This window comes from Psychrobacter fozii (assembly GCF_003217155.1).
GTDB lineage: Bacteria > Pseudomonadota > Gammaproteobacteria > Pseudomonadales > Moraxellaceae > Psychrobacter > Psychrobacter fozii.
Window position 1 is genome coordinate 119,708 of record NZ_QJSU01000005.1, and the last position, 20,645, is coordinate 140,352.

The 20,645-nt window shown below is 42.7% G+C and carries 21 protein-coding genes; 9 read left to right on the top strand and 12 right to left on the bottom strand.

The window, feature by feature from the left end; all coding sequences use genetic code 11:
* Positions 1-85: 85 nt before the first annotated feature.
* The gene (gene hutI / locus DFP82_RS07950) at positions 86-1,381 is read left to right on the top strand and encodes an imidazolonepropionase (protein WP_245905689.1); all 1,296 of its coding nucleotides are present in this window, start codon (positions 86-88) and stop codon (positions 1,379-1,381) included.
* A 141-nt stretch (positions 1,382-1,522) separates the two neighbouring features.
* On the opposite strand, the gene DFP82_RS07955 is transcribed toward hutI, so the two are convergent.
* Positions 1,523-2,104, bottom strand: a complete 582-nt coding sequence (locus tag DFP82_RS07955; protein WP_110923201.1) for a PepSY domain-containing protein — start codon at positions 2,102-2,104, stop codon at positions 1,523-1,525.
* A gap of 310 nt (positions 2,105-2,414) precedes the next feature.
* Complete coding sequence (gdhA, locus tag DFP82_RS07960) at positions 2,415-3,761, bottom strand: NADP-specific glutamate dehydrogenase (RefSeq protein WP_110923202.1); 1,347 nt, start codon at positions 3,759-3,761, stop codon at positions 2,415-2,417.
* A 619-nt stretch (positions 3,762-4,380) separates the two neighbouring features.
* On the opposite strand from gdhA, the gene DFP82_RS07965 reads away from it, so the two are divergent.
* The 5 genes from DFP82_RS07965 to DFP82_RS07985 all read left to right on the top strand — a co-directional run bounded on the left by DFP82_RS07965 (position 4,381) and on the right by DFP82_RS07985 (position 7,796).
* Entirely contained in the window at positions 4,381-4,743 is a 363-nt protein-coding gene (locus DFP82_RS07965) for a roadblock/LC7 domain-containing protein (RefSeq protein WP_010201036.1), read from the top strand.
* A gap of 177 nt (positions 4,744-4,920) precedes the next feature.
* A complete protein-coding gene (locus DFP82_RS07970) occupies positions 4,921-5,415 on the top strand; it encodes a PAS domain-containing protein (protein WP_110923203.1) in 495 nt (164 codons plus the stop codon).
* 3 nt (positions 5,416-5,418) lie between these two features.
* Positions 5,419-6,168: a PhnD/SsuA/transferrin family substrate-binding protein gene (locus DFP82_RS07975; protein WP_110923204.1), complete on the top strand. Its 750-nt coding sequence runs from the start codon at positions 5,419-5,421 to the stop codon at positions 6,166-6,168.
* A 249-nt stretch (positions 6,169-6,417) separates the two neighbouring features.
* Positions 6,418-7,041 carry a hypothetical protein gene (locus DFP82_RS07980; protein WP_110923205.1) on the top strand — a complete coding sequence of 208 codons (624 nt, stop codon included), beginning with the start codon at positions 6,418-6,420 and terminating at the stop codon, positions 7,039-7,041.
* Between the two features lie 140 nt (positions 7,042-7,181).
* On the top strand, positions 7,182-7,796 hold the full coding sequence (locus DFP82_RS07985; RefSeq protein WP_110923206.1) for a hypothetical protein: 615 nt from the start codon (positions 7,182-7,184) through the stop codon (positions 7,794-7,796).
* A gap of 97 nt (positions 7,797-7,893) precedes the next feature.
* Here the strand turns inward: DFP82_RS07985 and DFP82_RS07990 are convergent, their stop codons facing one another.
* From DFP82_RS07990 to nfsB, 3 genes are all read right to left on the bottom strand, one after another.
* Complete coding sequence (locus DFP82_RS07990; protein ID WP_110923207.1) at positions 7,894-8,988, bottom strand: GAS domain-containing protein; 1,095 nt, start codon at positions 8,986-8,988, stop codon at positions 7,894-7,896.
* A gap of 105 nt (positions 8,989-9,093) precedes the next feature.
* A complete protein-coding gene (locus DFP82_RS07995; protein WP_110923208.1) occupies positions 9,094-9,636 on the bottom strand; it encodes a GNAT family N-acetyltransferase in 543 nt (180 codons plus the stop codon).
* Positions 9,637-9,850: 214 nt separating this feature from the next.
* Positions 9,851-10,405, bottom strand: coding sequence for an oxygen-insensitive NAD(P)H nitroreductase (gene nfsB, locus DFP82_RS08000; protein ID WP_245905679.1), 555 nt, complete (start codon positions 10,403-10,405; stop codon positions 9,851-9,853).
* 518 nt (positions 10,406-10,923) lie between these two features.
* On the opposite strand from nfsB, the gene DFP82_RS08005 reads away from it, so the two are divergent.
* Positions 10,924-11,577 carry a DsbA family oxidoreductase gene (locus tag DFP82_RS08005; protein WP_110923209.1) on the top strand — a complete coding sequence of 218 codons (654 nt, stop codon included), beginning with the start codon at positions 10,924-10,926 and terminating at the stop codon, positions 11,575-11,577.
* A gap of 149 nt (positions 11,578-11,726) precedes the next feature.
* On the opposite strand, the gene DFP82_RS08010 is transcribed toward DFP82_RS08005, so the two are convergent.
* Complete coding sequence (locus DFP82_RS08010) at positions 11,727-12,851, bottom strand: S-(hydroxymethyl)glutathione dehydrogenase/class III alcohol dehydrogenase (protein ID WP_110923210.1); 1,125 nt, start codon at positions 12,849-12,851, stop codon at positions 11,727-11,729.
* Between the two features lie 198 nt (positions 12,852-13,049).
* Between DFP82_RS08010 and DFP82_RS08015 the strand changes: the two genes are divergently transcribed.
* Together DFP82_RS08015 and DFP82_RS08020 are read left to right on the top strand one after the other, a co-directional pair.
* Positions 13,050-13,937 carry a LysR family transcriptional regulator gene (locus tag DFP82_RS08015; protein WP_110923211.1) on the top strand — a complete coding sequence of 296 codons (888 nt, stop codon included), beginning with the start codon at positions 13,050-13,052 and terminating at the stop codon, positions 13,935-13,937.
* A 132-nt stretch (positions 13,938-14,069) separates the two neighbouring features.
* Positions 14,070-14,588, top strand: a complete 519-nt coding sequence (locus tag DFP82_RS08020; protein WP_110923212.1) for a DUF302 domain-containing protein — start codon at positions 14,070-14,072, stop codon at positions 14,586-14,588.
* 83 nt (positions 14,589-14,671) lie between these two features.
* Here DFP82_RS08020 and DFP82_RS08025 read toward each other — a convergent pair whose 3' ends face one another.
* The 6 genes from DFP82_RS08025 to DFP82_RS08050 form a co-directional block, all read right to left on the bottom strand.
* Positions 14,672-14,962: a DUF4031 domain-containing protein gene (locus tag DFP82_RS08025; protein WP_110923213.1), complete on the bottom strand. Its 291-nt coding sequence runs from the start codon at positions 14,960-14,962 to the stop codon at positions 14,672-14,674.
* A gap of 46 nt (positions 14,963-15,008) precedes the next feature.
* Positions 15,009-15,428 carry a PACE efflux transporter gene (locus DFP82_RS08030; protein ID WP_110923214.1) on the bottom strand — a complete coding sequence of 140 codons (420 nt, stop codon included), beginning with the start codon at positions 15,426-15,428 and terminating at the stop codon, positions 15,009-15,011.
* A gap of 69 nt (positions 15,429-15,497) precedes the next feature.
* On the bottom strand, positions 15,498-17,786 hold the full coding sequence (locus tag DFP82_RS08035; protein ID WP_110923215.1) for a transglutaminase TgpA family protein: 2,289 nt from the start codon (positions 17,784-17,786) through the stop codon (positions 15,498-15,500).
* Complete coding sequence (locus DFP82_RS08040; protein WP_110923216.1) at positions 17,783-18,796, bottom strand: DUF58 domain-containing protein; 1,014 nt, start codon at positions 18,794-18,796, stop codon at positions 17,783-17,785. Before DFP82_RS08040 ends, DFP82_RS08035 begins: the two co-directional genes overlap by 4 nt.
* A 231-nt stretch (positions 18,797-19,027) precedes the next feature.
* A complete protein-coding gene (locus DFP82_RS08045) occupies positions 19,028-19,987 on the bottom strand; it encodes an AAA family ATPase (protein ID WP_110923217.1) in 960 nt (319 codons plus the stop codon).
* Positions 19,988-20,149: 162 nt separating this feature from the next.
* Positions 20,150-20,641, bottom strand: coding sequence for a c-type cytochrome (locus tag DFP82_RS08050; RefSeq protein WP_227669332.1), 492 nt, complete (start codon positions 20,639-20,641; stop codon positions 20,150-20,152).
* Positions 20,642-20,645: the final 4 nt, after the last annotated feature.

The window sequence follows — 20,645 nt, forward strand, 5'->3', positions numbered from 1 at the left end:
CAACAAAGATCACTGACTTCACAAAAATCAGGAGCATATTATGAATGAATCAAAGAACTCCGTATCGAAAAGTCCTATAGAAAAGATGCTCGACGAGTCTGCTATGACATCATTTGACCATGTCATTATTAACGCCAATATCGCCACCTTTTCAGCGCAGCATGGTTTTGGTATTGAGATAAGTGATGATGAAAATAAACACGCTGATAGCATCCCATACGGTCAGTTAGAAAAGGCGGCTATCGGTATTAAAGACGGTAAAATCGCTTGGGTTGGTAAACAGAATCAAATCACTGCTCATCTGCCTAAATATCAAGCTAGCCAAATCACAGATGTAGATGGTAAATGGATAACCCCAGGGCTTATCGATTGTCACACGCATATCGTCTATGGGGGCAACCGTAGTAATGAGTTCGAAGCACGTTTGCAAGGCGCCAGCTATCAAGACATTGCAGCACAAGGCGGTGGTATTGTCGCGACGGTCACTGCCACTCGCGCCGCTAGTATTGAATCGCTATTTGCACAAAGTGAAAAACGTCTACTCGCGCTCATGAAAGAAGGCGTCACCAGTATTGAAATCAAATCTGGCTACGGCTTAGACTTGGACACTGAGCGCAAAATGCTCACGGTCGCGCGCCAACTGGGCGAAAAATACGACATTCATGTGAGCACCACTTACCTAGCAGCGCATGCCCTACCCACTGAGTACAAAGACCATGCGGACGACTATATTGAGCAAGTTTGCGAATGGCTACCAATCTTGCATGCAGAAGGCTTAGTCGATGCGGTCGACGGTTTCTGTGAAAACATCGCCTTTAGCACAGAGCAAATCAGACGAGTGTTTGAAGTAGCTCGCTCATTAAATCTACCAGTCAAACTGCACTCTGAGCAGCTGTCTGATATAGGTGGTAGTGCCTTAGTTGCTGAATATAAAGGCCTATCGAGCGATCATCTAGAGCACTTGTCAGAAGAAGACATCAAAAAAATGGCGGCTAGCAATACCGTTGCCGTGATATTGCCAGGGGCGTTTTATACGTTACGTGATATCAAGCTGCCACCCATTGAGGCATTACGTAAACATCAAGTTCCCATGGCGATTTCAACCGATTGTAACCCTGGCACCTCACCGTTAACGTCGCTTTTATTGATGATGAATATGGGCTGTACGTTATTTTACCTGACACCTGAAGAAGTATTAGCAGGCTCGACCGTCTATGCAGCACAGGCGTTAGGGCTACCGAATAAAGGTAAAGTAGAAGTGGGCTGCGATGCTGATTTAGCACTGTGGGATATCGCCCGTCCTGCTGATTTGGCCTATCAGATGGGGCTAAACCCTATCCAAGGCATCATGATTCAAGGTAAATGGCGCGAGACAATGTAATCAACCTACCTTGTAATCAACCTACCTTTATTTGTCGCCATTAAAAAAGCCACCAGCTGATATGTTCAGCTAATGGCTTTGGTTTGGTCTGTTTGAACGTTGCTATTACAGTTACTATTAACGTTGTTATTAACATTGCTACTAGCGCTTATATTTGTTGGCAAACGTCTCACCTGTATTGGCATCGATGTTGATACTGACGACCTCATCACCTTTTAGTAAATCCACTTTGTAATATAACGGATGATCACTGTAATCACGGTCTGCTTCAAACTCGACTTCTAATGTCATACCGCCTATTTTTTTCTCAGCGATACCTATCGCACTCATGACATTTACTTTCACACGGCGCTGTACGTTGTAATCGTTAATATCATCACGATCTAACCGTTCAGTATCAGTGCTGACAACTTCCCCCGTAATAGCATCAACGATCACTTCATAGCTATCGCTAGCCGTGCTAAATTCTATTTCGTATACACCGTTTTCTGTATCATCGTCGTCCTCATCATAATCAGCGCTGATAAGCATACCTGATGCATGCTTGGTGGCGATAGTAATCGCTTGTTTTAAGCCAACCTTGTTACCTTTTGCTGCTTTCACTTCGGTAGATAGATTTGTTTGAGCGGCTATGACAGTCGTGCTCATGACACCTGCGGTTAGTGCGACTGCTAGGCCTGCACCTAAAGTGGTCAACTGCATCTTTTTAGACAGCTTTCCCATGATATTATCTCCTTCACTGATGACTTACTTTTTTAGCCAAGTGCTTACTTTTCATTATCAATAGACGTTGGCTTCGTTATTCGTAGATACATGTTAGCGAGGTTTTCTACTCGCTGTAGGATGAAAAAGTATCAAAGTGTAATTACTTTGTTTAGACAATCAATCTAAATACATCACCTATAGAAACGTTTGCTCTCGATTAATACTTGCTATTATTTCGACAAAAAAATACTGCATTTGTCTCAAGAGGACAAACGCAGTATTGGTTATTGCAATGATCAGATGAGGCTATGAGTTATATAGTAGATCCTTAGTTTAAAATACCAAAAGCGACCAACGCATCAGCCACACGTTTGAAACCAACCATATTGGCACCAGCCATATAGTCGACATAACCATTATCAGTTTGACCATATTGTTCTGAAGCATTCGCAGCACTGTCGTGGATATCTTTCATAATACCTTTTAGACGCTCATCGACTTGCTCAAAGGTTTGATATTGACGTACAGAGTTTTGCGACATTTCAAGCGCAGACACTGCAACCCCGCCAGCGTTAGCGGCTTTACCAGGTGCATAATGGACACGGTGCAAACGGATATGATCAATCGCTTCAGCAGTGAGCGGCATATTAGCGCCTTCAACCACGTACTTCACACCATTTTCGACGAATAGTTTGGCATCAGCTTCATTGACTTCGTTTTGAGTGGCACATGGAATCGCAATATCAGCCTTAAACTGCCATGGTTTTTGTTTAGCAAGCCACTCTCCACCATAGACTTCAACATACTCTGCTAACGGCTTGTTCTGCTGTTTTTGTTTTTTGAGCCAATCGATTTTTTCTTGATTAAGACCCTTTTCATCATGCAAAGTCCCTTGCGAGTCAGAGACAGTTATGGCAATACCACCAAGTGCATTCACTTTTTCGGCAGCGTGCAATGAAACATTACCTGCCCCTGATATCAGCACCTTTTTGCCTTTGAGCGTGTCATTTTGGGCGAGAAGCATATTTTCTAAGAAATATACCGCACCATAGCCAGTCGCTTCGGTACGCATCAAGCTACCACCGAAGCCCACGCCTTTTCCAGTAATAACCCCTGTTGATTCACGCGTTAAATTCTTATACATCGCAAACATATAACTGACTTCTCGACCACCGACGCCGATGTCGCCAGCAGGCACATCCATGTCTTTGCTCACATAATGATGTAACTCACGCATAAAGGCGTAGCAAAAACGGCGAATCTCACTATCTGTTTTGCCTTTAGGGTCAAAATCTGACCCGCCTTTACCGCCACCAATCGGCAAGCCCGTTAGCGCATTTTTAAAAATCTGTTCAAAGCCTAAGAACTTTAATACGGATTGATTGACGGTAGGATGGAATCTGAGACCGCCTTTATAAGGGCCCAAAGCATTACAGAACTGCACACGCCAGCCACGATTGACTTGCACATCGCCTTTATCATCTTCCCAATTGACACGAAAACCAAATACCCGATCAGGCTCCACCAAACGCTCAAATACTTTCAATGCACTATATTCAGGATGAGCATCATATAAAGGTTTAATCGTAATCGCTACCTCTTTTACTGCTTGAATAAACTCTGGCTGATGCGCATAACGTGCTTCGATTTTTTCGATGGCCTGACTGATACTCATATTTTTTCCTTAAGGTAAAACTGGGGAACATATTTACTTACGTCAATGTCGCTTGATATCACAACGGATAATGAGATTGCGAACGTTGATGTAAAACTGAAATCGTCCCTACAACACGTTAACGTTTGTAGAGACAGATGGGATTAAAAAAGCTGACTGAATTTATGTATCTATAGAGAATAGATAAGTGTCAACATTTTTCGCCTTATAACTATATATCATCTTTAAGACTTATAAGTCTAGTAAATATCTCTATCACAGAAACATATAAGCGATTTTTGTTAGCTAAATCCAAGCTGCACTGTTTAGCAGAATTTTTAGACATCGATTAATAGCTATACAGATAGTATTTCTGATCAAAAAATATAAATAATTAGGCCAACTCTTTCATAATCTTCTTACTAAAGGTAATGGGTTACTGCCAAATTCCTTTAGAAACCGAGGATAAAAGGCAAATATTCGATGATAAACGGCAAAAAACTCCAAAAATATCGTTTTTTATTGAGCAAATGTATATCAATATCATTAGTAAGGAGTTAGAATACCTTTCTTAAAGCAAGGATATAGTTAACCAGTTTTTTTACTTAAACAATCCACCACTGATCATAGAGAAAGCGATATGCGTACAGACTCATTTCAACAGATATTGGAAGACTTAAACAGCTCATCAGCAGATGTTGAAGCATCTGCCCTAATCTCTAACGATGGTCTGATGATTGCTTCAGCTCTACCAACTGGCGTCGATGAAGATCGTGTGGGTGCTATGTCAGCAGCATTATTATCGTTGGGTGATCGTGCAGGTCGTGAGTTGGCGCGTGGTAGTATCGATCGTATTATGATTCAGGGTGAAAAAGGCTACGTTATTATGACGTCATCAGGAGATGAGGCGGTGCTCACTATTATGGCAAAACCAAATGCCAAGCTTGGTTTGATATTCTTAGATATCAAACGTGCCTCAGAAGCCCTTGCAAAGCTCATTTGATTGGCGACTGCTTATCGAATTTATTAGCTTTTTAATTACTATAAACATAGTCGATTCAATATAATTTGGATACAAGGAAGCCGGGTGAAAGTACTACAAGTAGTAGACTAAGCAAGGCTGACACCGTATCCAATTTATAGAGAATCAACTACATAATGACCAATGAAGGAGATGACCATGGGTTCTCCAATCCCTGATGCACACAAGCCTGATATGCCTGCCGAACAGATTACCCTGACTTACCATGATGGCACGTCGCGTACTGTCTATGACACTGGTATCGAACGCCCTTATCCAGACGGTAAATTGATTGTATCGCGTACCGATTTGGATGGCGTACTGACACACGTCAACGATGCCTTTGTTGAGATTAGCGGTTACCATGTCGATGAATTGATTGGCCAGCAGCATTATATTTTGCGCCATCCTGACATGCCAAAAGCGGCTTATAAAGACCTGTGGGACACTGCCACAGCAGGACAAAAATGGCATGGCTATGTCAAAAACTTATGCAAAGATGGTAGTCATTATTGGGTCTATGCAACCGTCGTACCTAACGTTCGTCACGGCGAAACCGTCGGCTATACATCCGTACGACGTAAGCCATCACGCAGCAAAATCAAAGCGGCAATGGCGCAATATGCCCAAATGAAACAAAACGAGGAAGGCTAAATCATGACGACACACAATATGTTAATCGCCCCAGATTTTTCGCCTGATCGTTTTGCAGGCTGGCACATGTTCAATACGTTGATTCAAAAACGTGCCAATTTAAATATGCACTTGAACATCCCCGCATCACATGCTGAGCAAGAGCAAGTCATTAATGCGGGTGACATTCAGGTCATTTACGCCAATCCTTTTGATGCCGCAACCCTAATCCGTGAGCAAGGCTACCGTGCCGTCGCCCGCCCTATCGGAAAGTCTGATGAAATGGTCATTGCCGCTGCGGCAAATAGCGACATTAACCACTTAGAAGACATTAAAGCTGGTGCTACAGTCGCTATGGCAGACAACCGAGATGTCAAACTGATTGGCTTACGATTACTAGAAGCGGTTGATATCGAAGAATCTGATCTGACATGGGATGTCACTGAAACCTATCAGGCAGCTGCCCGTAAAGTTATTAAAGGGGATGCCCAAGCCGCGTTCTTTTTGGCAGAGATTTTTCATAGCTTTTCACGGTTGACCAAGACCCAGCTCTCCGTACTTATCGAAAGTGACTTGGCTGACATCAGCCACGTGCTACTTATTAAAGACGGCTTCCCTGATGCACAAATATTTATAGAAGCCATTCTCAATCTGCACAATGATGATGATGGTAAAGAAGCCTTGGCTGAGCTTGGTATGCCTCAAGGGTTTGAAGCGATGAACGAAGAAGATGCCGAATTTATGATAGATTTGATGCAGACACTGCTAGACTAACGGATGGACTAATTACTGGGCTACATACGCAATAGAAGACAGGTAAGAGCACTATAAACAGTAGACTGAACGGCTGAACAGGCCTGACAATCTATCTGGTTTATATGGAATTGACTGTAGTGAATTCAAATAATTTCGATACAAGTAAACCGAGTGTAAGTGATACATTAGTATGCTTAGCGAGGATGACGATGTAGCGGATTTATATGAATTTGACTATATAGCGACCATGACTCAAAGGACACTGTTATGTCTGATTCAGATCTTATTAAAGAAAACGAAATGGAAGCGCGGCGAGTATTCCGCTTATACTCGCGCAAAGTGTTTTTGGCACCCAACAACCGTCACTTTCACGAACAACGAATCAATGCGGCGCTACTATTGACCGAGAGAGAGCCGTTGCAAGGTGCTGTTGCAGACTTCTTTTATGGCTGCTGGTATGACATTCCTTATGATGTGAATAACTTATTCATTCGTGTCAAAGATCGCTTGTACCCTCATATTCAACAAGGGTTTCGCGACTGTATTGATAAAAAAGCATATATTCAACGCAATAGTATGCTCGCGACCCGCTGGAGCGTACTAATCTCGCCTTCTCTCAATGAGCAAAAACAACGACTACGTATCAGTAGCGATGACGCCAAGGAAATCTCCAAAGAAATCACAGCCGAGCTAATGCAAGCACGTACTAATGAGGATTGGGGTACGATTGAGCAAGTCGAAAACGAGTTCTTTGCACACTGCATCGCTCGCAATGATCGCCTTGCTTTCTCATTAGTGTGGTTTCGCTTGGGCAAAAGCGACTGGCAATTCGATGCGCGTTGGAACAACTGTCAGCAGCACCTTGATCAAACTATAGTCAAATCCATATAAATTTTCTACATCGTCATCCTCGCTAAGCATACTAATGTATCACTTACACTCGGCTTCCTTGTATCAAAATTATTTGAATTCAACTATATGAAAACCTAATTTATCGCCACTCTATAACCTTCATCATAATGGTAGCTGCTATGTCTTCTTATTTAAATGCTGATAAAACGTATCTGACTCTAACCCCAGCCGGTATTTTTGAGGCATTTTCACAAGGTGAGCCCACTGAGGAGCAGCTATCACTACAAGACTTGTTGTCTTATGCGCAGACGTTACTCGCTGCCGACTGGCTTGAACGCTACTCTGATGAATGGCTGCAAAACTTCATAGAACAAGGTTGGATTGAGAAACTGTCTCTCCTGTTACCAGCGCCCAATCTGCCACTAGATCAGTTTTTACCCTATGTGGTGGCCAGCTTATCAGGCAAACGCCGTGCTGCCATTGGCTCTGATGAAGGGTTTTGCTTGGCACGTATTGGCTACACCCAAGAAGAAGCAGACATGCTCAGTGTCGCGGCAGCTGATTTTTCAGGATTTATGCTACGACAAAAGCAACGCGGATGGGCCGTAGAAAGCCAAGCGATCTCATTCTTTCAGCAGGTCGATCTGCTCATTCCTGAGACCAGTTTTGTATTCTTATGGATTGATGGTTCAGGCTATGTGCTCATTATCGATGGCGAACCTCTGACCAATAGTCGCGCCTTTGTAGAGCTGGTATGGGCACTCAAAACCTCTGGATTGAGGTTTCTTAATTAATTCTGCCAAAATTGATATTTTGGCTGAGCTTATAGAGTGTTATGTAAGATTTGGATTTGCCTTTTAAGGGGCATATCTTGACCTTTTCAAGGAAATATTAATCTGACTGTTTGTCTTTATCATTTCCGAACTTTGAAATCAGCGCCATGATGACTTCTTGAGAGTTAATTGGGTAAGACTCATTACTTATAGATTGAAAATCTTTAGGGGCAAATATTCTTTGAGCAATTTCTGATTTTATTTTATGTTGCTCTTCGTCAGGTAATGAGGCTATATAAGGATTAATAGCCTTCAAGTCTAGTGATGTTTGAAGGTGTGTGTACTGTTGCTGACGATGCTTAGTAGATTCACGTGCTAAGTAAGCAGCTGGAACAGATAATAAAAACACTAATGCCAATCGTAAAAGCGAGTTAGAAAGGTCGAAGCTTTGGTGTATAGACTCCCAAAAAGAATATCCAGCTATCACAATGATGACTGCCATGCAAAAAATTGATCCCCCTCTCAACCATTCGGCAGCTATTTTTTCTTGTTTTGCGCTATCTGCATACTCTGAGACAATAACTCTGCTTGCGGCATTACCTAGAAGCTGATCTAACTGAGCATTCTTATCATTAATAGCTTTTAGCTCTTCTTCATATGCTAGCGATATGGCACCGATTTTACTTTTGTATGTCTCTTCTAATGACTCTATTTCTTTCGTTAAAATATTAGCCTTAACTTCACTTTCATCAAGTGTTTTTTTTACTTTACGATTTAATTGTTCAAGTTTTTCATTCGTATCTTTTAATTGTTTCTTAAAAGATCTATAGTCTTGCATATCGCTTGAAACATTTGAACGTGCCTTATCTGTTAAAGGAACTGTCAAAATTGGTGAACTTTCTATCTTTCTACGAAGAAAACTAGCACGCTCCGATAAAGTTTTACTGTATTTCCTCGTTTGCTCATCCATATCGTCAACAAAAACATCAATTCTACTTGCATTTGAACAAACACTTAAAGCAGCTTCCGCAACTTTCTCTGCACTGCCTTTGTCCAGAGTAACCATGTAACTTTCATAAGCGCTTATAAAATAATCAATACGATCTCTAGTATTTTTAGATACTGGATTTTCACCAATGCTATCTCGAAATTTGTTAAATAGCTCTAAGATATCTGCTATACCATTTTCGAACTCTAACAGTATATCTTCCATAGTGCTCTCGGTCTGTATACATAAATCGATAATTATATATTATATTTAAGAGTATGAGATCTAATTGTTCAACTAGGTCACTATCCCAACTAAGTAAGTGGCTACTTAAGCAGACTTCCACTGCTGCCGAATAATTTTGTATAGCACATGCTCAGCAAGCCGATGATTAGAATCAAGCATTGGATGATAAAAGTTTTCTTGTGTATTACTCATGCCAATACGCTGCATGATAAGTTGCGAGTGCTCGTTAATCACTGCAGTAAAGGCCACGACTTCATCGAATCCTAATGTATCAAATGCAAAATTTAATGAAGCTCGTGTCGCCTCCGTTGCATAACCTTGTCCCCAATAACCTTTGTGTAGTCGCCAAGCAATCTCAACAGCAGGTGCAAAAGGCATATCGGCATGCGCTTCATTTAAGCCAACCATACCGATAAAGGTATCTGTCTCTTTTAGACTGACCGCCCAAAACCCCCAACCTTTATCTTTAATAAGCTGCGAGCATTTATTGGCTATCGCATCGCTCACTTTTGGTGATAACGGCTTAGGGAAATACTTCATCACGTCAAGATCGGCATTCATTTCAGCGAATATCGCAAAATCACTTACTCGCCACTGTCTAAGATATAAGCGTTCTGTTTCTATCATGTTGGTGGTTGAGCTCTCTCATCAGGGCGTATTGAATATTCACATAGGGGCGATATAGCCAAGCCAGAATAAAAGTAGTACATACAGTCATCATGTTCTACTAACCCTACTAGTTCTACTGGCCCTACTTCTATAGTATCGTGTGTCCATTGTATTCAGGATCGACCACATCCTTTCATTAAACTGTCGTGATAACTTAAGCTTTTGTGATAGCTTAGGCTTTAGTGATGATTGTCTCTTCATCAAAGCGTGATTTTGGCAACTCAGCGTTAAAGTCATCTTCACTACGATAACCAAGCGATACGACCGCAACAGCCGTATAGCCTTTGCTACGTAAATCAAACTCTTCATCAAGTGCTTTCAAATCTGCCCCTTCCATAGGCACAGCATCAATACCTAAAGTCGCAGCTCCTAGTAGCAAAGCGCCCATGTTGAGATATAGCTGCTCTATCAACCAGTGTGGCTCGTCTTTTTGCTCATAACGGCGAATATCCAAAAACATCTTACGCACTTGGTGCATCTGCTCTTTAAATTTTGGTTCCGCAAAACGGCCATCAGCATCTTCTTTGTCTAAGATGTTATCCAAAAACTCGTCATCAGCATAGACACGACTACAGAATACGATGACATGTGAGGCGTCTTTTACTTTTGCCGTATTAAATTCATACATGCCCTCAGTACCTGTTGCGATTCGAGCTTTACCAGCCTCATCATCAGCAATCACAAAATGCCAAGGTTGGATATTGGTGCTCGAAGGACTGAGACGCAAGATATCTTTTAGGCTCTGAAAGTCTTCTGCTGAGATTTTTTATTGGTATCAAATGCTTTTGTGCTGTAACGCCAGTTCATCGCTTCAGTAATGTTTTTCATTTGTGCATCCTGTATCGAATATTAAGTTTTTATTATTTATTAAAGACTTGGTGTTAGCATGGGTTATAAGCCACGACTACCCAGGTCGGCAAAACTACTGTAGAGAAAAACCCATTTCATGGCCATGACAGATTGGTTAAATATTCATACGTTTTGTTATCAGAGGTTGATTTTTGACCGCCTTATCGCAAAAAAGCAGCTATGAATAATAGCAATCCAGTGAGCAAATGAGTCACTCAGAGCGCATTGTATTCACCTGATTATGCTTTGAATGTTCATTAACGCTTGATATTTAAAGCATGATTATTACTGAGGCTTCTTGGTCGACGACCATCTCTAAGCGAAAACATTTAGATGAGATATATGAGCAATTAGAAGCCTTAAATAAAATACAAATAACAATCCCTGCGAGGAAATATGAGCACATCAGAAAAACCACTCCGAATAGACATCGTCTCAGACGTCGTCTGCCCTTGGTGCGTCATCGGCTATCGTCAATTGGCAGCAGCACTGGAGCAAACCAACACGGCTCACACTATCCATTGGCACCCGTTTGAGCTAAACCCAAACATGCCAAGCGAGGGCCAAAACCTACGTGAGCACATCATCGAAAAGTATGGCTCGACCAAGCAAGAGTCAGATGCTAGTCGAATCAGAATGGCAGAAGCTGGACAGGAAGTTGGCTTTGAATTTAATTTCAATGATGACACGCGCATGCACAACACCTTTGATTTGCATCAGCTGCTACATTTCGCTGATCAGAAAGGAAGCATGCATGAATTAAAACAAGCGTTGTTTGCCGCGCATTTTACCAACAACAGAGATATTTCAGATATCAACGTGCTTGCTGATATTGCAGCAGAGACTGGACTTGATCGTAGTGAGGCGCTAGCAATACTAGAGGGTCAACTCTTTGCTAAGGAAGTACGAGCAGAAGAACAGCATTGGCAACAACAAGGTATTCAAAGTGTACCGGCAATCATTTTTAATGAGCGTCATCTTGTTAGCGGTGCTCAAGGGGTCGAAAACTACGTCAGTATATTAGAGCAATTGGCTAATATAACTGAGTAAATGGGTCTGTAACCGTACATATAAAATGATGATGTTATAAGCTTTAAAAAAGGCCGCTTCGAAATCGAAGTGGCCTTTTTATTTTTAAAACCGTATTTTCAGAGCAATATCTAACGTTACTGTCAGATATTGCTCTTGCACAATATTTTTTAGAAATGGATGACCGTACGAATACTCTCACCTTTATGCATCAAGTCAAACGCTTCGTTGATGTCTTCTAGTGGCATAGTATGGGTAATGAAGTCTTGTAGTGGGATTTCACCCGCCAGATAACGCTCAACGTAGCCTGGTAATTCTGAACGACCTTTGACACCGCCAAATGCTGATCCACGCCAGACTCGACCAGTCACTAACTGGAACGGACGGGTTGAGATTTCTTGTCCAGCACCTGCGACACCAATGATGACCGACTCGCCCCAACCTTTGTGACAGCACTCTAGTGCTGAGCGCATGATATCGACGTTACCGATACATTCAAATGAATAATCAACCCCGCCATCAGTCAATTCCACAATCACTTCCTGAATTGGCTTATCATAATCTTTAGGATTGATGCAGTCAGTTGCGCCTAACTTTTTGGCCAATTCAAACTTGCTTTCATTGATATCAATTGCAATGATACGGCTGGCTTTTGCCATGGCCGCACCGATTACTGCTGACAGGCCGATACCGCCCAGACCAAAGATAGCAACGGTCGCACCCTCTTCGACTTTGGCAGTATTCATGACTGCACCCATACCGGTAGTCACGCCGCAACCAAGCAAACAAACTTCTTCTAACGGGGCTTCTTTATTTACCTTGGCCAAAGAAATCTCTGGTAAGACCGTATATTCAGAGAAGGTTGAGCAGCCCATGTAATGATAGATTGGTTCGCCATCTTTATAAAAGCGCGTGGTGCCATCTGGCATTAAGCCTTTACCTTGGGTTTCACGTACCGCTGAGCATAGATTGGTTTTGCCTGATGTACACATTTTACAAACGCCACATTCTGCGGTGTATAACGGAATGACATGATCGCCAACTTGGACACTAGTCACGCCTTCGCCGATTTGCTCAACGATACCGCCACCTTCATGACCCAAAATCGCTGGGAAGACACCTTCTGGGTCTTCACCAGATAAGGTAAAAGCATCGGTATGGCAGACACCACTGGCCACGATTTTTACCAATACTTCGCCTTTACGCGGCAGCATGACATCCACTTCTTCGATAGATAGTGGCTGGTTTGGGCCCCACGCGATGGCGGCTTTCGATTTAATAAATTTATCTGACATAACGGTTTCTCTTTTTAATTCGTTATTATTTACAGCCTATAAAAAGCAGGCCACTATTTTTAGGATACTCATTCGCAAATGATTGCAGTCTGCTAGATTACAACCAACTATTTGAGTAGATGCTTACCATTATAGTTATTTCTAGGGTGATAACAATATGCTATATTTGCAAATATCTTTTACATATTGGTAATAATCATGCGCTGGGATGGTGTTAGCGAGTTCGTTTACGTCGCAGAATACGAGAGTTTTACGCGCGCCGCCAAAGAATTAGGTATCTCAACGGCACAAGTAAGCCGGCAAATAAGCGCGTTAGAAAAACGCCTTAATATTAAACTCCTCTATCGTACAACACGCAAAGTATCATTAACAGAAGAAGGTCGTGTGTTCTATCAGCATTGCCGTAGTGTGCTCGATGGCTTGGATGCTGCTGAGCAGGCTGTCAGTAATTTGCAATCAAAACCGCAAGGCAGGATCAAACTGACAGCCCCTGTCACTTATGGCGAGCAGCAATTATTGCCGTTGGTCAATGACTTTATGATGCAATATAGCGATATCGAAGTGACGGCTTTTTTGAGTAATCAAAAGATCGATTTGATTGAGGGTGGTTACGACTTAGCGATTCGTATCGGCAAATTAAGCGACTCCACGATGATGGCAAAAAAACTCAGCCATCGCACCAACTTTGTCTGCGCGGCACCCTCTTATCTTAATAAATATGGCACACCGCACGCTTTGAGCAAGCTGAGTCAACATAACTGCTTACTTGGCACTCGCGACTACTGGCACTTTATAGATACTGACCCACGTGCTAGTGACGCAGGTAAAGAAAGGAATTTGCGCGTCTCTGGGAGCATTCAATATAATAGTGGTCATAGCCTAGTTGATGCTGCCCTAAAAGGGCTAGGTATCGTGCAGCTGCCAGATTATTATGTACAAAAATACCTAGCATCTGGTGAACTGATAAGCTTATTGGATGACTATAGAGAGCCTGAAGAAAGTATTTGGGCCATTTATCCGCACAACCGCCAGTTATCACCAAAAATCAGGCTGTTGGTGGACTACTTGGCAGAGCACTTGGCTTAGTAATTGATTAAGGCAGGTTGCAGTACGGCTCTTTACTATGCAGCGTTTATTACGCACAATATTATGACGCATAATAAATATGTGATGCTACAAACTATTACGGATAACCGACCACCATAAAAAGGATTACTTATGATTAAAATCATTTCTATCGCCGCTCTAGCTTTGACCATGGCCTCTTGCGCCAGTGTTGAAAACATTTTAAATTCACCCAGCGACACGCCCTCAGTGACAAAAACAATGACTGCTACCAACGCCGAAAAAGGCTTGATAACCATGCAAAGTCATCATTCTGTCCAAGAGACTGCTGATAAACTGGCCGCCATTATCGAAAGTAAAGGCATGAAAGTATTTGCGCGCGTCGATCATCAAAAAAATGCACAAGGTGTCGATTTAACCTTAAGACCAACACAAGTTATTATGTTTGGTAACCCGAAAGCGGGTACACCATTGATGAATTGCGAGCAAAGCGTCGCTATTGATTTGCCACAAAAAATTCTCATCAGTGAAGATGCAGATAAAAAAGTATGGCTATCGTATAACGATCCTCAATACTTAAAAACCCGTCATAATATTAAAGGTTGTGACACCGTTATAGATAACATCTCAAAAGCCCTAAATGGCGTCAGTACAGCAGCAGTGGCAAAGTAAAAGTCAAAAAATCTAAGCAAAAAAAGGTGAGTTAGCGAAAGCATAACCCACCTTTTTATTTGTTCATGCATTAAGGCATGTCCTCAATTCAAACTATCGGACTCTGCTATTTGTGCATGTAATTCTACTTTTAACTTTTTAGCACACTCGATAATTTTTCTGCGATCAGCAGGGATCGCGCCATACTCAATCGCGGTTTCTCGCATTTGTACAGTGACGTCATAATGCGGATAACTGGCATTACGATGGAACAAACGCTCATCTAATTCAATGAATGCCGCAAACTCATGCAGCTCTTGCAACGTATCAGCCAGCAGGTGGCACCACTTATAACCTTTAAATTCTATCTGCATAAAATCTACATATATTGCCATATAACTGGCTCCTTAATACGTTCTACATATCTGGATAAAACCACCGTTAGTCGGCTTCAGCGATAGGAAATACCCTGTCATAAATCCAGTTATACACAAAAGCATATACCAAATAGAATGTCGCCATGGCAATATCCATTTTAAACGCTTCCCACAGACTAATATCCAAATACCAAGCAATCGCTGGCAAGAACAACACTAGCAGACCACCTTCAAATAGCGCGGCATGTAGCATTCGTATAGGAACGGTCTTCTTTACTTCACCACGTAGTTTAAGCATGGCATTATCAAATAAGACATTATAAAAATAATTCCACACGGTCGCGACAATAGAGCCAGCGATTGCTATCACACCCATTGAGTGCAGCTCAAAACCAAACACCCAACTTGCCAGTGGTGCGAAAATAAGTAGCCCAATGATTTCAAATGCTAAGGCGTGGCGAATACGATCTTTAGTGCTACGCATTATTTGTTCCAAACCTATCTATCATTTACCTACTCACCATTTCTAATAAGTGCTACTGGCTAAATGGACTTACAACAATTCGTGTAAGTTTTTCTTTAGCTGCTTAAGCACTTTCTGGTACTCACTATCACTGATTTCAACAGTGCTTAAGCGTCCATAGCGTAGATGACGATAGTCTTGTTTGATTTGGGTGATTTTATCCTGAATAACTTTAGGGTGATCACTGTCTGTTAATTGACTGGTATTGCTCGCATCAGTGTCATTTGAGGCACTAGAATCAATGGCCATCGCTAAACGCTCAAGCCACGCCAACTGACCCTCATCATCAGTACGAGCCAGTGACTTATCTTGCTTACCTATACGTTTCGACAACTGAGCAAGTGGTAAATCTACTGGGTGCCAGCGTTTACGGCGACGTTGCCAAATGATAAACACCAAGATAATCATAACCGTAATAGCACTCGCGGCTAACCAAATAATTTGTTGCGTGATGGAGCTGATATTGAACCATTTGAATAGTGAGTCTGCTTGTTTGTCTTGGTCGTAGCCAACGACATCTTTTTGCCAATAGTAGCTCGCTTGATCTGAGAGACGACGTAAGGTTTGTAGCATTTGATATTGTTGATAATTAATCTGTGCACCAGCGCCATCACCAAACATCGCAGCGCCTTGTGACTGCGTCATCGCGTCCATCCCTTGCTCCACACGCTCGGGCGCTACAAAAGCAGTCGGATCGACACGTACCCAACCTTGATCCTCAAGCCAAACCTCAGTCCACGCATGCGCATCCATTTGCCGGACTTCCCACACATTACCACCACGGCTCGGCTCACCACCTTGATAGCCTGCGACGACTCTGGCAGGGATACCTGCCGCCCGCATCATAAAAGTAAAACTTGAAGAGTAATGCTCACAGAACCCCGCCTTGGTCTCAAATAAAAACTCGTCAATACGATTATTATTCAAGCGTGGTGGCGATAACGTATAGCGAAAATCTGTTTGATTAATCCAGTGTTCGATAGCTGCTATATAGCGTGTAGGGTCTGAGCCTGACTGCGAAAAAAGCTGTTGAGCCAATGCTCTTGCTTTCGGATTCCCATCATTTGGCAGTGCAAGATTCATTCGCCGCGACTCATCCGTAAGGATAGAATCGATACTCATCGGGGAAAACTGCAATACGTCATAGCGCAGCTGCTGAGTGACAGGCTCGTCTTTTAATAACGTGAAATCTGAAGTAATGCTAATATCTTGTTGCTGAGCGAAAGGATAATCGAGACCAAATAGCCAGTTTTGCTGAGTGGGCTCTAAGATAATTTGATAGTTATTTGGTGCAACTTGTGCCTCTTCGGGAATGGTAGCAAATGCATTATCAATCCAAGCAGGACGTTGCTCTGAAGGTTGCCACTGTCGTTGCTGAGGGTTACGACGCCACGTGACGCCATCAAAATCGCTAAATACCAATCCGCGCCAATAGAGCTGCTGCTGTGGTGGACGATTATTTTCAAACTCTACGCGAAATGCCAACTCCGTTGATTGTCCTAAGTTAGCAAAGTCACCAGGTGACATGCTGTCGGAGACGCCCGTGGTTGCTTGCTGACCTGATAGCTGTACCGACCATAGCGGTGGCAAGCGTGGGAAAAACAGAAATAGCACCACCAATAATGGCAGCGCACCAATGCCTAATACACCTAAAGTGCGCAGGCGACCATCACCCCGATCATTGCCATCATCGTTTAGCGCAATAAATGTCAGTAATACAATGACTGCCCCTATCATTACCTCTAAAGTCGTAAGCAGCCCTTGATCCATCAAAAACAGTGCTGCCAACACAAATAGCGATAAATTCAATACTACATAGGCGTCACGACGCTTGTACAATTCCCAGAGCTTACTGATGAGACATAGCACTAAAAATGCCACGCCCATATCTAGCCCAAATGCCGTATTGTAGGTCAACCACAATCCCAAAAGACCCAATAAGAAGCCTAGCATTTGCATGCCTTGATAGACACGCTTTAAATGAGCTGTCTTTTGGAATCGAGCCTTTACACGAGGTAGCTGGGCGAGAATAGTCACCACAGCAAAGCCTATGAGCCATAATGGTAAATGGGCAGCATGCGGCAAAATAACAATAACTTGCGCAATTATTATCCAATAATACGCTGGCAGTGCCAGTAGCTTGCGATACCATTTAGCGTTACTGCCTGACTTAGTGCCACTACCTAATGCAACATGATTAGTGATGTTTTGACCTAAAGCCAACTGCTCAAAGCTTGCAGATTTGATAGAGTCTGCTGTAAAGGTACTGTTAGATGCTTCTACATCTTTACTCGAGGATAAGCGTTTAGAATTAATCATGGTGCTTTTGCCAACCTTAGCAAGCAATCTTGTGCAAACTCATCACCTTCACCCATTGTTGTGACAAAGGGGCTATCATTGGGTAAGCACATATTAAATGGCACACCTAGCTGACCCAACGTCATCGCACCATACGCCAATTGTGATAGCTTTTGTTCATGCTGTGCGGCAGGCATATCGGCATAGTCTAGCGTCTGCTCATGACCAATAGGATCAGCGAAGTGTTTGGTAAGCATTCCTTGACCACGCGCTACATGTCCCCAAGAGACACGTGCCAGCGACTCACCTTCTATATAATTATCAAGCCGTTCAAAGTCATCTTGGCCTTGGCGATACTGCCCACCTATTGGCAAATCCTCCAAGCTTGCAATGGCATACTGCGTTTCCCAATCAAATGCTTCAGGTTTTGGATATACCCAAGCGGTACGGGAAAAATAGACATAAGACCATGCCTTCATAATACCCAAAGGATAAACTGTTTTTATTCTGAGACGTGGTAATTCGAACTGCCCACGGGCATTGGTCTGGACAGGCAACCTAATGATTTGCTCGCCTTGCAACCTTGTGACCAAGACAGAGCTTGGTATGTCCATGCTACTCTTGACCTTATTATCCACATCCTCAAAGCCAAATAATAGCTGTCGTCTAGGTTGGCGACTCTCACTACGCAGTTGTAAGGTAACCCAGACTGGAGTACCTGCCTCTGCCATGGTGACTTCTAATAAATGCACTTTCAACCCTGAGATATGGGCAAAGGTTACATGAAAACTGATAAGCCAAATGCTGATGAGATAAAAACATAACCCCAGCACCAGATTATTGCCATAATTAATGCCAGCGATAAAGGTGATGATTAATAATACCGCAAACAGCATCCCTTCACGGCTAAAGAAGATATACACGTTGCGCAAATTCAGCGTAGCACTGTCAGTTTTGGGTGCACGCGAGGCAAACCAGCGGCTTAGTTTTGACTTGATTGGTACGGTTAAGGCTTTTGGCAAAAGACTCATGACTACCCTATCCTTACCATAGAATTGATAATATCGTCGGTATTGGACGACAGTTTTGACAACAGATGCCTTTCGAGTATTTACTTAGAAAGAACACAATTTTTGTTAAGTGAGAAACTTTCAATAGCCTTTGATTGATTAGTTGATTAATTCATTGATAAATAACTCAACTACTAGAGCCTATAATCAATTAACTAACTTTTACTTAGATGGCTTTCACTCAAAAGGCATTTAGATAACGACTGGCACTTCTGCCAAAATACGTTGTGCGATAGTCTTCGTCATTAGTCCACCCGTCACATGCACCGGTACAAAGCGTTGACCGAGGCGATGATCAGTGACTGCTGCAAACACGGCTTGGACATCTTCAGGAGTCATCTCCATGTGCCCTGACACATAGGCATGAGCCTGTGCTGCACGTTGTAGCGACAGTACTCCACGCGGTGATAACCCATGATATTCTTGGCTTGCTCGTGTTTTTGCGACCAGTCTTTGCAAGTAATCCAAGACTACATCTGCGACATAAACCTGCTTGACCCCTTGCTGTGCTAACAACACAGCCTCGGTATCAAGTACCGCATCTAAACCTTTCAATAACTCACGGCGATCCTGACCTTTTAGCAGCTCACGCTCAGCGGCTGGTGATGGATAACCCAATGACAAACATAATAAAAACCGATCGAGCTGCGATTCAGGAAGCGGATACACACCAGCTTGCTGCAATGGATTCTGGGTTGCAATCACAAAAAACGGCTGAGGCAAACGATAGGTCTGACCGTCTTGGGTTACCTGTCGCTCTTCCATGGCTTCGAGTAGCGCACTTTGTGTTTTAGGACTGGAACGATTAATCTCATCAGCGAGCAAAAGCTGAGTAAAAATAGGACCGGGACGAAATTCAAATTTCAGTTTGCTTTGGTCATAGATGCTCATACCCAAGATATCTGCAGGTAGCATATCATTAGTGAATTGGACTCGACTAAAACTTAGACCCAATAACTGTGCCAGCCCTTGAGCCAAGGTAGTCTTACCCATGCCGGGCAAATCTTGTAATAGTAAGTGTCCACCTGCCAATATGCCGCTAAGTGCCAACTTCACCACTTGAGGTTTGTCCAATACAATTCGATTCAGTTGTATCATTAACTGCGTAATTTTTTGCTGATTAGCGGCGTAGTCGGTGGTTACAATTGTCATAGTGAATCATCGGCTCATTTTTTATGGAAATAATGGGGCATATTGAACATTCAGTCATAGAATTGAAATAGACATTATTTGGTCAGTATAAGGCAAAAATCATGTCTTTGGATAAGTCTCAATTTATGGACTCGAATACAGGCTTTCATTATAAATGAGAAGCTACTTTTCTTCGCTTTCAACGACCGGTACTGACTCACGGAGAGTTGATAAATAGGCAATCACATCAGCACGCTCTTTTGCATCTGGCATCGGATTTGACAGCATCTTTGAGTCTGTCATAACTTTTTGCGCGTCAGCAATATAAGGATCGAGTGTCTCAGCATCCCATACCCATTCTGACTGCTTTAGCCCTTTACTATAAGTGTAATCTGTTAGCTGAGCAGCGTGGGCACCATAGATATTCATCAGCTGTGGACCTTTTTTATTGAGTCCAGCATTCAGCTGATGACATTGCCCACAGGCATCTTGATAAATAATAGCACCGTTATCTGCATCACCGTCAGTATATAGCGGCAATGTCACAGAAGCACGGTGATCAGGTGGCGTACGATCGCAAGCACTGAGTAATAAAATAGCGGCAAGCAGACTGCTCATTTGATATTTACGAGTGTTAGGCATTTTGGCAATCTTTGAGTAGAGAGTGTCAGCCATGTAT